Here is a 13,898-nt window from a genome sequence, read left to right as displayed (position 1 = left end):
GGCGCGCATTCTACAGCAGCCTCATTTGCTGTCAAGTGATTATTTTCAGAAGCTTTCGAAGATTTCTTCAACAACTTCAACCACTTGCGCTTCCGATCTCTCGTCAGCGGGAGGCGAATAATACAGCTTTAAAATTCGTGGTCAACCCCTGCGTAGAAATTCTTTTCATAACCGAAGCACCCGCCCGGGCGGCACCGTCAGAAGGTGTACTTGAAACTCGTCATGAAATTGCGCGGCGCGCCATAAACACTCCAACTGTCCGCATACGCATAGTAGCTACGATCAAATACGTTATTCACATTCAGCGTCGCACTCAGGTTCTTGCTGATGTCGTACCGCGCCATCACATTGGTCAGCGCATAACTCCCCTGCTCGAACGTGTGCAGGTCCATCCCCGTCTTGCTCTGCCAGTTCACGCCGCCGCCCACGGTGACCTTGTCGAACACTCCCCGCAGCCGGTAAGTGGTGAACGTCTTGAGACTATGCCGCGGGCTGGTCGTGACAATGCGCTGATCGTCCTGATTGGTGCTCACGCTGTACGCATACCCCGCCGACGCCTGCCAGCCTTCGCTCAACTCACCGTTAAGTTCCAACTCGACGCCTTGGGTGGTAGTGCCCTGTTCCAGGCGGTAGATATCCGGCGCCCGCACATACACCGCCAAGTTGTCCTGGTCGATCTTGAACAGCGCCAGGCTGGCGTTGAGTTTGTCGTCGTTGAAACTGCCTTTTACCCCAACCTCGTAGCCAGTGCCTTCCTGCGGGTCGAGGGCTTTGTTGTTTTCGTCGTGAACGCCATAGGCCTGCGGGTTGAAGATTTTGGTGTAGCTGGCGTACACCGCCCAAGTGTCGCTCAGGTCATAGACAATACCGGCGTACGGCAGGAAGACACCGTTGCGGGTTTCCTTGCTTTCGGTGTCCTGGGTCGGATCGGCGTACACGCTGACTTCGTTGTTGCGCTTCCACTCGGTGACGCGACCGCCGAGGATGACGGCGGTACTGTCGGTGACATGAAAGCGCGAGGTCAGGTAGGCGGCGTATTGGTTTTCTTCAATATGCGTCTTACCAACGGGCGTGGTATCCGGGCGGTTGGCGCCGCTGCCGTTCCAGTTGAAAATGTTAGGCACAGTACCGTCGTAGCCGGTCCAGGAACCAAACCAACCGCCGTGGCTCGGGGTATTTTCGTTATAGCGCGACATCGTGACGCCAGCGATCAACTCATGCTCGCGCCCAAACAGGCTGAAAGGGCCCGTAAGGTAAGCATCAAGGTTGTTCTGGCGCGGCGTGCCGGACCAGCGGTTGGGATATAGATAGGCGCCCTGCCCGGTGACCTGGTCGATATCACCATTCATATAGTTGATCAGTTCGTCGAATTCATTCTGGGTGTGACTGACTTCCACCTTGCCACCCCAGCCGTTATCGAACTGGTGCTCTATAGAAGTGAAGACGTTGGTCTGCTTGCGGTCGTTGTAAGCCCAGTCCGGTGCGCTGTTGGCCGAACGACTGAAGTTTGTGCGATTGCCATTGCTGTAGAACATCTGGAAGCCGGTGCGCAGCGGGTCGTTGACCTGATTGTTGATATAACTGAAACCCACCGTGAGCATGGTGGCGTCGCTCAGGTCAAACTCGGAAATGCCATACACCAGTTGCGAGTCGGTGTTGACGCGGTCGACCCAGGAGTTCTGCTTCTTGTAGTCCACCACCAGGCGCCCGCGAAGATTGCCCCTGTCGTTCAAAGGCCCGGACACATCAAAACCGGTGCCATACCGGTCCCAACTGCCCGCCTCGCCAGTGATGCTGGCCTGCGTTTCGGCGGTCGGGCGCTTGCGGATCAGGTTAATAGTCGCTGAGGGCGTACCCGAACCGCTGATCAGGCCGGTGGCGCCGCGCACCACTTCAACACGATCGTACATCGCAGTGTTCTGCGTGGTGTTGTCCAACCGCGCCGAGGTGGGGACGCCATCGATTTCGAAGTTGTTGATCTGGAAACCACGGGACCAGTAAGTATCGTTCTCCGCGCCCACGCCGACGCGCAGCACAGTGATGCCCGGCGTGGCTTCCAGCACTTCGGTAAGGTTGGTGAGTTTCTGGTCATCGAGGCGCTGGCGGGTGATCACCGTGAGCGATTGCGGGGTTTCTTTCTGCGTGAGGTTCAACCGCGTCGAACTGCTGGACGAGTACGTGGTGTACAAACCAGTGCCTTCGGTCGTCGAACCCGGTGCCATGCCGGAGATCGACACCGTACCCAGTTGCAACGCGCCGCCTGCACCCGGCTGTAGTTGATAGCGCCCCTCGCCGGTCTGCACTACCGTGAGGTCACTCCCCACCAATAGCGTTTGCAGCGCCTGGTCAACCGTGTAACTGCCGCGCAGCGTCGGACCGGTCTTGCCGGCGGTGAGCGCGGCATTGCCCGCCAGGTAGATGCCGGCTTGGGCGGCGAGCTGGTTGAGTTGGTCGGCCAATGCACCGGCGGGCAGATCGTAGGTCTGCACGCTCGACTGCTCAGCGGCTGCCACGAGTGGCGCCATGCCCAGGCTGGCGGGGATGACCAAGGCAATCGCGATAGCCAGCGCCAAAGGTTGTGGTGAGTTACGCAGGAATGAGGACATAAAACAGTTCCGGTCGAAGGAGGCGTCAAGCCGTTGTCCTTCTCTAATTCGTATGAGCAATCAAAACCGGAAGCACAAGATGCAAAAAAATGTCAGCGCGCAACCACCGTGGTCCACCAGGCGAAGCGCCGCTCGATGCGCACGGGCAAGACCTGCTCAAGCATTGCCAGTACCTGATCGGTGTCTTGCAGTGGATAAGTGCCCATCACCCGAAGATTGGCGACCTGGGGGTCGATGCCCAGATGGCCATGTCGGTAGCTGGCGAGTTCACCAATGAAGTCCCCCAGCCGCATATCGTTCGCCATCAGCACGCCTTTTGACCAAGCCTCGCGCCCAGGTTGAGCGCGTTGCGTTGCGGCCAGACGCTGTCGATCAAATAGAACGCCCTGCCCCGCCGATAGGATGCGGCGTTGATCAGTGTCCCCACAGGCAGCCTCCACACTACCCTCGAACACATTGAGCAACGTGTGCCCGTCCTGCTCACGCACACTGAAACGCGTCCCCAAAGGACGCAAACGGCCTTGGGGTGTTTGCACCACGAACGGTCGCCCGTCCTTGCCGGTGTTGATCAGGATTTCGCCGCTATAGAGTTTCAACTCGCGCTGGCTGGCGCTGAAATTCACATCCAACGCCGTACCGCTGTTAAGCCAGATGCGCGTCCCGTCGGCCAACAGCTGCTCACCCAACACCGTGGTACTCGTATGGAAATCCGTGCTCCAGCCCCCCGCCAACCAGCGCTGTTGCCAACCGGCCCACCCCAACAGCGTGCCGCCCATGACCACCGACAACCCGCGCAACACCTGGCGCCGCGAACGTTGCGAATGTCGCAGACTCTCCAGCGTCTTGTTGGCTCCAACGGCATCGTCCTGCAACGGCGCAAAGCGTTGTCCTACACGTGCGACATAACTCCAGGCCAGCCGGTTGACCTCACTGTGGGCATGCCATTGGCGCCAGGCCTCCTGCAACGGCAGGGCATTGGGCTCGGCACTCAGGCGGGCAAACCAGTCGGCGGCTTGCTGCAAGGTGGCGTGATCGAGACCACCGGGGTTAGTGCTCATGACAAGGCACCGTCCAGCTCAGCCTCCAGCACCATGCACTGGAACATGGCCTGGCCAATATATTTGGTGACAGTACGCTCGCTCACATCAATACGCAGCGCGATCTCGCGATAGCTCAAGCCCTCGAGCTGAGCCAGGCAAAATGCCTCGGACACCTTGACCGGCAAGCGATCAAGCATCGCCTGCAAATGCACCAAGGCCTCCAGCACCAATGCGCGATGCTCCTCCGAAGGCGCGCAGTCTTCAGGCCGGCTCGCCAACACCTCAAGCCAGGCCTGCTCCACCTGCTTGCGTCGGAAAAAATCCACACACACATTGCGCGACAAAGTGCTGAGATACGCACGCGCATGCCCTTCGCTGCCGAATTCACGCGGATGGCTCAACAGCCTGACGAAGACATCGTGAGCCAGCTCGGCGGCATCACTGACATTGCCGAGTTTTCGGGCCAGCCAGCGTTGAATCCAACCGTGATGGGCCGAATACAGGCTGCCAACGCTGAAAGGTGCGGCGACGGGCTCGGGAAGCGGGGGCATACAAAGCCCTACGAATAAGAATTGTTCCCAATGGTAATGAGAAAAACTGGCCACTACAACGAGCAAAAGCGACCCCATTGCTGCAGCAGGCAAGTAGCCCCAGGTCTTTTTTTTCCGCCACAGAACAGGGATCATCGCCCTCCCCTACTATTCCCCAAAGACGCCGAGGAACCAAAACCATGGAATTGACGCTGGAAGCGGTTGCGCTCTTTGCACTGAAGCTGGTGCACGAGACGGACGGCGGCAGCCCGGTTTTACGGGATGATCCGGTGATGGAGGGGTATGACCGCGAGGTGTTTGGGTTGTTGGTGCGGCAGGGGGATTGGGTTGGGATTCAAATGAAGCTCAATGAATGCCTGACGCTGGCGCTCGATTCCCTGGGTGGCGCCGATACCGTGATGGGCCGCGAACTGCAACGGCTGGCGGTGGATGCACATCAAGCGTCGACATTGGATGAACTCAACGCCCCGCTCGGCGCACTCAAGGACTATCTCAAAGCCATCCTATAAAGCACAACTTACCGCCGCCCTTCCACCGCCATCCGCACCGCCAACCCCATCAACACCGACCCCATCAACCAACGCTGCACCACCTGCCACCCCGGCCGGGTGACAAAAAACACCGCGATGGAGCCCGCCATCGTGGCAATCACCGCATTGACGCTCACACTGATAAAAATCTGCGTAAAACCCAGCACCAGCGATTGCGCCAGCACACTGCTATGACCGTTCGGGTCGATGAATTGGGGCAGCAACGACAAGTACATCACCGCCACCTTGGGGTTTAGCAGATTGGTCACCAGGCCCATGGTGAACAGCTTGCGCGGGCTGTCCTTGGGCAAGTCCCGCACCTGGAACGGTGAGCGTCCCCCCGGACGGATCGCCTGCCAAGCCATATACGCCAGGTACATCGCCCCGCCGAAGCGCAACGCGTCGTAGGCAAACGGCACCGCCATCACCAAAGCGGTGATCCCCAATGCCGCGCACAACATATAAACCAGAAAACCCAACGCCACGCCGCCCAGTGAAATCAATCCGGCCGTGCGCCCCTGGCAGATCGAGCGGGAAATGAGGTAGATCATATTAGGGCCGGGCGTGAGCACCATGCCGAGTGAGATCAGCGCATAGGCCAGCCAGCTGGACAGTTCAGGCATGATGAGGCTCCGTTTTTTGAAACATCTGGCCAAGATTGTAAGCTTGGCCGCCATGGTAGGGCGTTCAAAATGCCCGCGTTAGATACAGATCCGCGAGCAAAACGGCATACACCCAAGAGGCAGGCCCATGATCGACTTCAACAACAAAGGTTTCTTCAAACTCAAGCAAAACAACGAATACGCCGAACGCGTCGCCGACCTGCTGCTGGACGGTGAAGAAGTGGTGGATGCGTACAAGGCCATGCGTGATGGGGTGGTGTTTACCACCAAGCGGATTATTGCGGTGAATGTGCAGGGGATCACCGGTAGCAAGAAGGATTTCACGTCGCTGCCGTACAAGAACATCGTCGCGTATTCGGTGGAGACGTCCGGGACGTTTGACCTGGATTCGGAGTTGGAGATTTACTTTTCGTCGTTGGGGAAGGTGAAATTCGAGTTTACGGGGAAGACCTCGATCGTCGAAATCTCACGGTTGATTTCCAAGCACCTGTTGGGATGATCAACAGGTAAAAAAAGACCTTGGCGTCCCAAGGTCTTCGGGACTGTCACTGACCAATAAAAAACTCCACAACGTCCCCAGGCATCTCAGATGCTTGCGAATGGGGGGGTTGGTCGTCCCCCTCGCCCCTTACCCCTCCTTCACCTCACTCCCCGCCCCCCCAATCAACACCCGATTCCCCGGATCCGTAATATCAAACACCTGCAGCGCACACGCCGCACGGTTGAGCCGGAACTGGAACTCCACCAAATACACCTTCGCCTTCTCCGGGCTGAACGTGTTCATCACCGGCCCGCAGCTGTAGTAAACCCCATTGCCCTGACTTCTCGCCGAGCTGGACACGGTGAGTTTCTTGCCAGGGTCCGCCTGAATCTCCAATTGTGGAAACCGCTTGAACCCCGCACTCGCCACCGTCTGGTTCAGCTTGGCGATCCAGTTGAAGACTTTCCCTTCGCCGGTATCCATCACAGTGCCAAGGGTTTCCAGGCGTTGGTCGGGGTCGCCTTCGCGGCGGATGGCGAATTCGACGGGGTTGGTGCCGCCGGTGGCCTTCATGATGACCTTGGCGTGCTCCGCATCCACGGCCACGGTTTTCTGGCGCAGTTGGATGCCGTCCTTGAGCAGGCTGGGCGAGGAGTCGCGTTGGTTGGATTGGCAGGCGCACAGGGCCAGGGTAATGAGGGAGAGCAGTGCAATTCGTTTCACGGTGAGATGTCCTTATCAGTGAATAGGTGTGATGACTGGACCGGCTTTTAAACATAATGTTTCGCGCCAGCAACACGGTCACTTGGGCTGAAAGGTCTCAAGGTACGCCAGAATGTTTTCAATCTTCTCCTGATCACTGATGCCCCAGAAGATCATCCGCGTGCCACTCACCACCTTCTTCGGCGCCTCGATGTAGGCGGCAAGTTTGTCCCGGGTCCAGACCACGCCGGAGTTTTTCATCGCGTCGGAGTACTGATAGTCCGTGGTGGTCCCGGCGGGCCTTCCGATGATGCCGTTGAGCTCCGGCCCGAATCCACCGCGAGCGCCCTCACCGATGCTGTGGCAACCTCCGCAAGTCTTGGTGAAGAGCTTGCCGCCGGCCTCGGCGTCACCGGCTGCGAAGGCTGGGCTTGTGGTGAGGATCAGGGCGAGGGTCATCAAAGCGCGGTACTTCATGGGGACTCCACTTCTAGATCAGTTCTGGAACCAAAGGGTTGCGGACAAACATGTCAATCCTTGAGCACGTAGCAGCGAGCCCTGCACTTTACCGGATAGCACCTCTTAAACGACCATCCATCGCCCTATAGATATCCAATCGAACCTATATAGACGTGTTCTACTCCACCTCTATGAACCCTGATGGTGGAGTAAGGATCATGGCTCAGCCATCGATTTTAGTGTTGGAAGACGACGAGATCATTCGATCGTTAATGGTGGATGTACTGGAGGATTTCGGCGCGCTGGTGACGTCGTTTCCTTCAGCGGATGAAGGGATGATTTACCTGGAACGGGGCGATGATCCGGTGGACTTGATTGTCAGTGATATCCAGATGCCGGGTTTGCTCAATGGTTATGACTTGAGCCGGGTAGTGGCGCATCGTTGGCCGAGCGTCCCGGTGGTGCTCACCTCGGGTAACACCAAGTTGGCGGCTCAGTTGGGGGGATCGGTTCGCTTCCTGCCTAAGCCGTGGAGCAGCGAACATTTGATTGAGTGCGTGCAAACCGCGTTGACCCAACAGGGGTTGTCCATGCATTAATGGCGTTGCGACATCGCTTTAACCGAACTTCGCGGCAAGCGCTGCGGTCATTAATGAGGCAAGGAGCGACTTTTCTGATCCGCTGGTCAGCCTTTTCGCCTTGTGCGTACAGAATAAGGCTTTGAGGTGTGTAGAATCGTCGCCCATTTCCACGCGTCATTCATGGCCGAGAGGCCCACAGTTCGAGCTCATTGAATGCATTCACAGGCCCATGACGTTGGTGCGCCCTCATTGCTGGAAGCGTTGCGCACAGGCACGGCCCTGTTGCATGTGGCGCTGGAAAAGCGCCTGCCGTTTTTCTCCGAGCAACTGGATGCCGATTGGTACCAGCGCTTACTCCAGGCGTATTACGGGTTTTATGGTCCAGTCGAGTCAGCACTGTACGACAGTGGCTTGATTCCTGACGGCTACGACTGCGCGTTGCGTGTGAAAACGCCGACGCTGGTCAGTGATCTCAATGCCTTGGCCCCGGATGACCGAGCTGTCGACACCCTCCCCCGTTGCCTTGAACTCCCCACGTTCGACACCCCCGCTGCCTGCCTGGGCGCCTTGTATGTACTCGAAGGCGCGACCCTGGGCGGCCAAGTACTGCGCCGGGAAATGGACCAGCGCCTGAACGTGAATGCCGACAACGGCGGTGCGTTTCTCAATATCTACGGGGTAGAGACCGGCCGACGCTGGAAAGACTTTCTTGATTACCTGGGCAACCAGCCACTCGACGCGCCAGCCAAACAGCGCGCAGTGGACGCTGCCCGATCAACATTCAGCTGCTTTGAGCAATGGCTCGACAGCCAGGAGGTACTGCTATGAAACCCGAAGATTTTGAAGAGCTGCTTGCCAACTGTGCCGACGAGCCCATCCGTTTCCCCGGCGCCATCCAGCCCCACGGTGTGCTGCTGACGTTGTCGGAGCCGGACCTGAACATCATCCAGGTCAGCGCCAACGTTGCCACTTTGTTCGGCCATGCCGCCGAGGCGTTGCTAGGCCAGCCACTGCACACGCTGGTAGGCGCAGAGCGCGCCAAGGCGGTTGCCGACATGGCGCAAAACAATACGTTTTTCGATGCGCCGCCCTTGCACGTCACGTTTAACGGCGCGGAATTCGAAGGCCTGTTGCATCGCCATCAGCAGGTGCTGGTACTGGAGTTCGAGCCGCTGCTCAAGGATTTCCGCCCACGGGCGCTGAATGGTCGCACCAGTGACCTGGGCAAAATGCTGCAGCGCTTGCAGTCGGCGAAAACCCTGCAAGCACTGTACGAAATCAGCGTGAATGAAATCCAGGCCATGACCGGGTACGACCGGGTACTCATCTACCGCTTCGAAGACGAAGGCCATGGCCAGGTGATCGCCGAAGCGTCGGCACCGTCCATGGAACTGTTCAACGGGTTGTTCTTCCCCGCGTCCGACATCCCGGAGCAAGCCCGTGAGCTGTATCGCACCAATTGGCTACGCATCATCCCGAACGCGGCCTACGAGCCTGTGCCCCTGCTGCCCAAGCTGCGCCCGGATACCGGCCAGCCCCTGGACTTGAGCTTCGCCACCCTGCGCAGCGTGTCGCCGATTCATTGCCAGTACATGCAGAACATGGGCGTGTTGTCGTCCATGAGCATTTCGTTGATGAAGGGCGACAAACTGTGGGGCCTGATCAGCTGCGGCAACCGTGAGCCGTTGCTGGTGCCCAATGACCTGCGCACAGCCTGCCAAACCATCGGCCAGGTGCTGTCGCTGCAGATCAGCGCCATGGAAGCCCTGGACCTGAGCCGTCAGCGTGAAGAGAAAGTCGAGGCCCTCGCCCAGCTGGATCGCGCGATGAAAGCCTCCGAAGCCAATGTGTTCGACGGCCTGGCCCAGCAACCGCAATTACTGATGGATCTGACCCTGTCCGGCGGTGTGGCGATCATCGAAGACAAGCAACTGCACCGCTACGGTAACTGCCCGGAGCCGGCGCAGATCCGTGCCTTGCACAGGTGGCTGCAAGAAGGTGGCGAGCCGGTGTTCTCCAGCCATAACCTGTCGTCGGTGTACCTGCCGGCCGTCGAGTTCCAGCAGGTGGCCAGTGGCGTATTGGCGATGAGCCTGCCCAAGCCGGTGGACAACGGCGTGCTGTGGTTCCGCCCGGAAGTGAAAGAGAACATCAACTGGAGCGGCGACCCGAAAAAACCGCTGGACCTGGAAAACTCCGACGCCGGCCTGCGCCTTCGCCCACGCACATCGTTTGAAATCTGGAAGGTGGAAATGGCCGGCATCTCCACCAAGTGGAGCCATGGCGACCACTTTGCCGCCAACGACCTGCGCCGCTCGGCCCTGGAAAACGACCTGGCTCGCCAGGTGCTGCGCGAGCAACAAGCGGTGCGCGCCCGCGATGAGCTGGTGGCGGTGGTGTCCCACGACCTGCGCAACCCGATGACGGTGATCTCCATGCTGTGCGGCATGATGCAGAAGGCCTTCAGCTCCGATGGCCCACACACTTCGCGGCGGATTTCCTCGGCCATCGACACCATGCAACAGGCCGCCGGACGTATGAACGTGCTGCTGGAAGACTTGCTCGACACCTCGAAAATCGAGGCGGGGCGCTATGTGGTGCGGCCGGTGATACTGGATGTGAGCCAGATTTTCGATGAGGCCTACTCGTTGCTGGCGCCCCTGGCGATGGAGAAAGGCATTGATCTGTCGTTCAACGCCGAGCCGGGCCTGCAGATCAATGCCGACCCGGAGCGCCTGTTCCAGGTGCTGTCGAACCTGATTGGCAACGCCATCAAGTTCACCCCACGCCAGGGCAATATCGGGATCAGCGCCATGAGCAATGGTGAAGAAATCGTATTCTCCGTGCGCGATTCCGGCGAAGGTATTGCGCCGGAACAGCTGCCCCATGTGTTCGATCGCTACTGGACCCAGGCGGAAAACAACCCGACCGGTAGCGGGCTGGGGCTGTACATCACACAAGGCATCGTCCAGGCCCATGGCGGCAAGATCGTTGCCGAAAGTGAGGTGGGCCGTGGCAGCGAGTTTCGATTTACGGTGCCGAAGGTGATTGACGACTCGCATACCTGACGGACCTTGGGCTAAACGGGTAACACCACTACCGCCTCCAATCCTCCACCCTGGCGCTCGGCCAGGGTCAAGGTGCCGCCATGTTCCAGCACAATCGCCCGAGCGGTGGAGAGCCCCAAGCCGACACCGCCCGTGCTTTTGTTGCGTGACCCTTCAAGGCGATAGAACGGCAGGAACACCCGCTCGCGATGTTCAACGGGAATGCCTGGCCCGCGATCCAGTACGCGAACCACCACCTCTCCATTCCTCTGCTGCAACTCGATCTGCGGCGCGGTGCCGTAGTGAATCGCGTTGTCCATCAGGTTAGTCATCACGCGCTTTAGGCCCAGTGGACGGCCGAAATACACCAGGCGCGGCGGGCCGTAAAAGGTCAGTTCGATGGCTTGGTCACGGTAGTCGTCGATCAGGGTTTGCAGTAATTCCGCCAGGTCCAGTTGGGTGGCTTGTTCCAGCCGGGCGTCATCGCGGAAAAACTCCAGAGCGGTGTTGATCATGGCCTGCATTTCGTCCACGTCGCGAAACAGCTTTTGCTGTTGATCGGCGTCCTCGATGAACTCACCGCGCAGACGCAGCCGGGTCAGCGGCGCACGCAAGTCGTGGGAAATGGCGGCGAGCATTTGGGTGCGGTCCTGGATGAAATGCCGTAGTTGCGCTTGCATGCTGTTGAAGGCGAGGATCGCCTGGCGGATTTCGTGCGGGCCGACCGGCTCGATGGGCGGCGCCCGAAAGTCGGCACCAAAGCGCCGCGCGCCCTGAGTAAAGTGCTGCAGAGGTCGGGCCAGGCGACGGGTCGCGACCAGGGTGACCAGCGCGGTCGAAATCAGCACCAGCAGCACCACGATCAGGCTACGTGCGCCATCGTCCAGCCCCCAACTGCGCGACGGCGCGCTGAACATCAGCCAGGATTGGTCGGCCAGTCGCACCAGCAGCGCGTAGCGGCCGTTGCCGCCAGGCCAGTCAGACGGTTCATACGCCTCCATCGGACGAGGTGGCCCTTGGAGCAGGTGTTTGAACACCTGCTCGCCCGAGTGAAAATCAGGGTCGGACAGAACGGGCAACCCCAAGGCCTGGCGCTGGGCGGCCCACACCACGCTGAACCCTTCGTCACCGACTGCTTGGGCCAGATGTGGACGTTGCGACGGTTCGGAGGCCTCGACCACGCGCACCACCACGGCGATCCTTTCCAACAACCCGATTTCGGTCAGTGGGGGTCGGGCCCACACACCAGCTAATTGCACAAACAAGGCGTTGAACGCCAATGCAGTCAACATCGCAATCAGGATGGTCAGGGCGATCCAGCGCGCCACGGTATCGCGTGGGCGCCTCATGAACGGGTCACGCTGGCGGTGAATTGGTAGCCACCGTTGCGCACCGTGCGAATCATCGCCGGACGCTTGGTATCGAATTCCAGCTTGCGACGCAGGCGGCTCACTTGCACGTCGATGCTGCGGTCGAACGCATCATGGCTGTGGCCGCGCGCCAGGTTCAGCAATTGTTCGCGACTGAGCACCCGTTGCGGGTGTTCGACAAACACCAGCAGCAGGTCGAACTCGCCGGACGACAATGGGATCATCACTTGGTCGGGTGAACGCAGTTCGCGGCGCGTGAGGTCCAGTTGCCAGCCGGCAAAACGGATCAGCGGGCGCGCGGCATCGCCCAAGGGCGGCCGGCTCTCCCCCGCCCGGCGCAACACCGCACGCACTCGGGCCAGCAATTCACGCGCGTCGAAAGGCTTGCTCAGGTAATCATCGGCGCCCATTTCCAGGCCCACCACACGGTCACTGAGTTCGCCCATCGCGGTGAGCATGATCACCGGCGTGGCGTATTGCTGGCGCAGGCGCTGGCACAACAGCAAGCCGTTGTCGCCGGGGAGCATCAGGTCGAGGATGATCAGGTCGGCGGGCTGGCGCTCCATGGCCGCCCACAGTTGGATGCCACTGGCCACGGTCTCGACCGTATAGCCGTGTTGCAGGAAAAATTTCTTCAGCAGGGCGAGGACTTCAAGGTCATCGTCCACGATCAACAGGTTGCTCACCGACGGTCTTCACTGGGCTGGGACAAGGTGCCATCTAAAACCATTCGGCGCGGCCCGTCATATATTTCAACCCTGCAATAAAGCGTCAACCGCGCAATAAACCAGACATCTTTGCGCAAGGCCGCAATGCCAGCATCGGCCTCCCTTTTGCGGAGACTGTGCCCATGCGCTCGCTGACCTACCCCCAGCATCTGGCCCGCCAGGCCGTGCTGTTGCTGACTGTGTCTTACCTGACGGGCTGTGCGAGCCCGGCGCCCGTAACGCCCACCACGCAATGTGCACAGGTGAACTACCCGGTGTATGACCCGGCCGAACCGGTCAACCGGGGGGTGTTTGCATTCAACCGTGCGGTGGACGACTACGCCCTGGCTCCCGTGGCTCGCGGCTACCGTTACCTGCCGGATTTTTTCCAGCAGGGTGTGCATAACTTCGCGAGCAACTTCAGCGAGCCAAAGGTGTTTATCAATGATCTGCTGCAAGGCAACCCGCGACGTTCGGTCAATACCCTGGGGCGTTTTGCCGTGAACACGACGATAGGCGTGGTGGGACTATTCGATGTTTCCGACCGTCTTGGTATCCCACGCCACAAAGCAGACTTCGGCCAGACATTTGGCGTGTGGGGCATGGGCAGCGGCCCCATTGTCGAATTGCCCTTGTTGGGCACCAGCAACAGCCGGGACGCAGCGGGCAAGGTCTTGAGCTTCCTGGTCTCGCCGCTGGGCGACAGCGATACGGTACAGACCCTGGGCACCCTCAGCCTGGTCGGCGGAACGGTCGATACACGGGCATCGCTCTTGCCGCTTACCGACAGCCTGCAGAAGCTGCCGGATTACTACAGCGCGTTGCGTAATGTGGTAGCGGAAAATCGGGCGGCGTTTGTGCGGGAGGGCAAGCAAGGCGCTACATCTCCCGGTCTAGACAGTTGCGCGAATGGCGCCTCTGACGACTTTTGAAAAACGGCGCCAACACCAGTCATATCTTGCAGCAGCGCGTTTATAGCCGGTCTTTCTCATCCTCTATAGGTTTGGCCTCACTTCGCTGCGAAAGGCGAAGTAATCCTCTACTCCTATAGAAGGAAACATCCATGCTTAGCGCAATCAATCACTCACTGGGCAACTTTCAATACCCCCCACTGCAGCAGGATGATGCAGCGCCCCAGCGCAGGAAGCGCAGCATTGACGCAACACAACTGAACGCCGCTGACCCTGATCGCACCACGAAC

Annotated in this window: 14 protein-coding genes; 6 read left to right on the top strand and 8 right to left on the bottom strand. The window is 59.4% G+C overall.

From position 1 onward, the window contains the following. Positions 1 to 197: 197 nt before the first annotated feature. The 3 genes from ACP7EW_RS29155 to ACP7EW_RS29145 all read right to left on the bottom strand — a co-directional run bounded on the left by ACP7EW_RS29155 (position 198) and on the right by ACP7EW_RS29145 (position 4,197). Positions 198 to 2,606, bottom strand: coding sequence for a TonB-dependent siderophore receptor (locus tag ACP7EW_RS29155; protein ID WP_426221593.1), 2,409 nt, complete (start codon positions 2,604 to 2,606; stop codon positions 198 to 200). Between the two features lie 92 nt (positions 2,607 to 2,698). Beyond that, entirely contained in the window at positions 2,699 to 3,664 is a 966-nt protein-coding gene (locus ACP7EW_RS29150; RefSeq protein WP_426221592.1) for a FecR domain-containing protein, read from the bottom strand. Beyond that, on the bottom strand, positions 3,661 to 4,197 hold the full coding sequence (locus ACP7EW_RS29145; protein WP_426221594.1) for a sigma-70 family RNA polymerase sigma factor: 537 nt from the start codon (positions 4,195 to 4,197) through the stop codon (positions 3,661 to 3,663). The genes ACP7EW_RS29150 and ACP7EW_RS29145 overlap by 4 nt, the downstream gene beginning before the upstream one ends. A 179-nt stretch (positions 4,198 to 4,376) precedes the next feature. Between ACP7EW_RS29145 and ACP7EW_RS29140 the strand changes: the two genes are divergently transcribed. Then, positions 4,377 to 4,706, top strand: coding sequence for a hypothetical protein (locus ACP7EW_RS29140; protein ID WP_426221591.1), 330 nt, complete (start codon positions 4,377 to 4,379; stop codon positions 4,704 to 4,706). Positions 4,707 to 4,714: 8 nt separating this feature from the next. On the opposite strand, the gene ACP7EW_RS29135 is transcribed toward ACP7EW_RS29140, so the two are convergent. Beyond that, entirely contained in the window at positions 4,715 to 5,350 is a 636-nt protein-coding gene (locus ACP7EW_RS29135; protein WP_426221590.1) for a LysE family translocator, read from the bottom strand. Positions 5,351 to 5,477: 127 nt separating this feature from the next. Between ACP7EW_RS29135 and ACP7EW_RS29130 the strand changes: the two genes are divergently transcribed. Further along, positions 5,478 to 5,849 carry a PH domain-containing protein gene (locus tag ACP7EW_RS29130; protein ID WP_016979611.1) on the top strand — a complete coding sequence of 124 codons (372 nt, stop codon included), beginning with the start codon at positions 5,478 to 5,480 and terminating at the stop codon, positions 5,847 to 5,849. Between the two features lie 129 nt (positions 5,850 to 5,978). On the opposite strand, the gene ACP7EW_RS29125 is transcribed toward ACP7EW_RS29130, so the two are convergent. Beyond that, positions 5,979 to 6,554: a hypothetical protein gene (locus ACP7EW_RS29125; protein ID WP_426221589.1), complete on the bottom strand. Its 576-nt coding sequence runs from the start codon at positions 6,552 to 6,554 to the stop codon at positions 5,979 to 5,981. Positions 6,555 to 6,632: 78 nt separating this feature from the next. Beyond that, entirely contained in the window at positions 6,633 to 7,010 is a 378-nt protein-coding gene (locus ACP7EW_RS29120; RefSeq protein ID WP_028617863.1) for a c-type cytochrome, read from the bottom strand. 200 nt (positions 7,011 to 7,210) lie between these two features. Between ACP7EW_RS29120 and ACP7EW_RS29115 the strand changes: the two genes are divergently transcribed. The 3 genes from ACP7EW_RS29115 (at position 7,211) to ACP7EW_RS29105 (ending at position 10,641) form a co-directional block, all read left to right on the top strand. Continuing rightward, complete coding sequence (locus ACP7EW_RS29115; protein WP_177110014.1) at positions 7,211 to 7,591, top strand: response regulator; 381 nt, start codon at positions 7,211 to 7,213, stop codon at positions 7,589 to 7,591. Positions 7,592 to 7,786: 195 nt separating this feature from the next. Further along, positions 7,787 to 8,401: a biliverdin-producing heme oxygenase gene (locus ACP7EW_RS29110; RefSeq protein ID WP_426221588.1), complete on the top strand. Its 615-nt coding sequence runs from the start codon at positions 7,787 to 7,789 to the stop codon at positions 8,399 to 8,401. Continuing rightward, positions 8,398 to 10,641 (top strand): ATP-binding protein, encoded by a 2,244-nt coding sequence (locus ACP7EW_RS29105; RefSeq protein ID WP_426221587.1) that lies wholly within the window; start codon positions 8,398 to 8,400, stop codon positions 10,639 to 10,641. The genes ACP7EW_RS29110 and ACP7EW_RS29105 overlap by 4 nt, the downstream gene beginning before the upstream one ends. A gap of 11 nt (positions 10,642 to 10,652) precedes the next feature. Here ACP7EW_RS29105 and ACP7EW_RS29100 read toward each other — a convergent pair whose 3' ends face one another. Together ACP7EW_RS29100 and ACP7EW_RS29095 are read right to left on the bottom strand one after the other, a co-directional pair. After that, entirely contained in the window at positions 10,653 to 11,969 is a 1,317-nt protein-coding gene (locus ACP7EW_RS29100; protein WP_426221586.1) for a sensor histidine kinase, read from the bottom strand. Then, a complete protein-coding gene (locus ACP7EW_RS29095; protein ID WP_177075149.1) occupies positions 11,966 to 12,676 on the bottom strand; it encodes a response regulator in 711 nt (236 codons plus the stop codon). The genes ACP7EW_RS29100 and ACP7EW_RS29095 overlap by 4 nt, the downstream gene beginning before the upstream one ends. 164 nt (positions 12,677 to 12,840) lie before the next feature. Here ACP7EW_RS29095 and ACP7EW_RS29090 point away from each other — a divergent pair, with 164 nt between their 5' ends. Continuing rightward, positions 12,841 to 13,629 carry an MlaA family lipoprotein gene (locus ACP7EW_RS29090; RefSeq protein WP_038846701.1) on the top strand — a complete coding sequence of 263 codons (789 nt, stop codon included), beginning with the start codon at positions 12,841 to 12,843 and terminating at the stop codon, positions 13,627 to 13,629. Positions 13,630 to 13,898: the final 269 nt, after the last annotated feature.

Source organism: Pseudomonas sp. DWRC2-2 (genome assembly GCF_049897885.1).
In the GTDB taxonomy this organism is placed as follows: domain Bacteria; phylum Pseudomonadota; class Gammaproteobacteria; order Pseudomonadales; family Pseudomonadaceae; genus Aquipseudomonas; species Aquipseudomonas azotoformans_A.
Note: the sequence above shows the minus strand (reverse complement) of the source record. Positions and strands in the feature narration are given on the sequence as shown.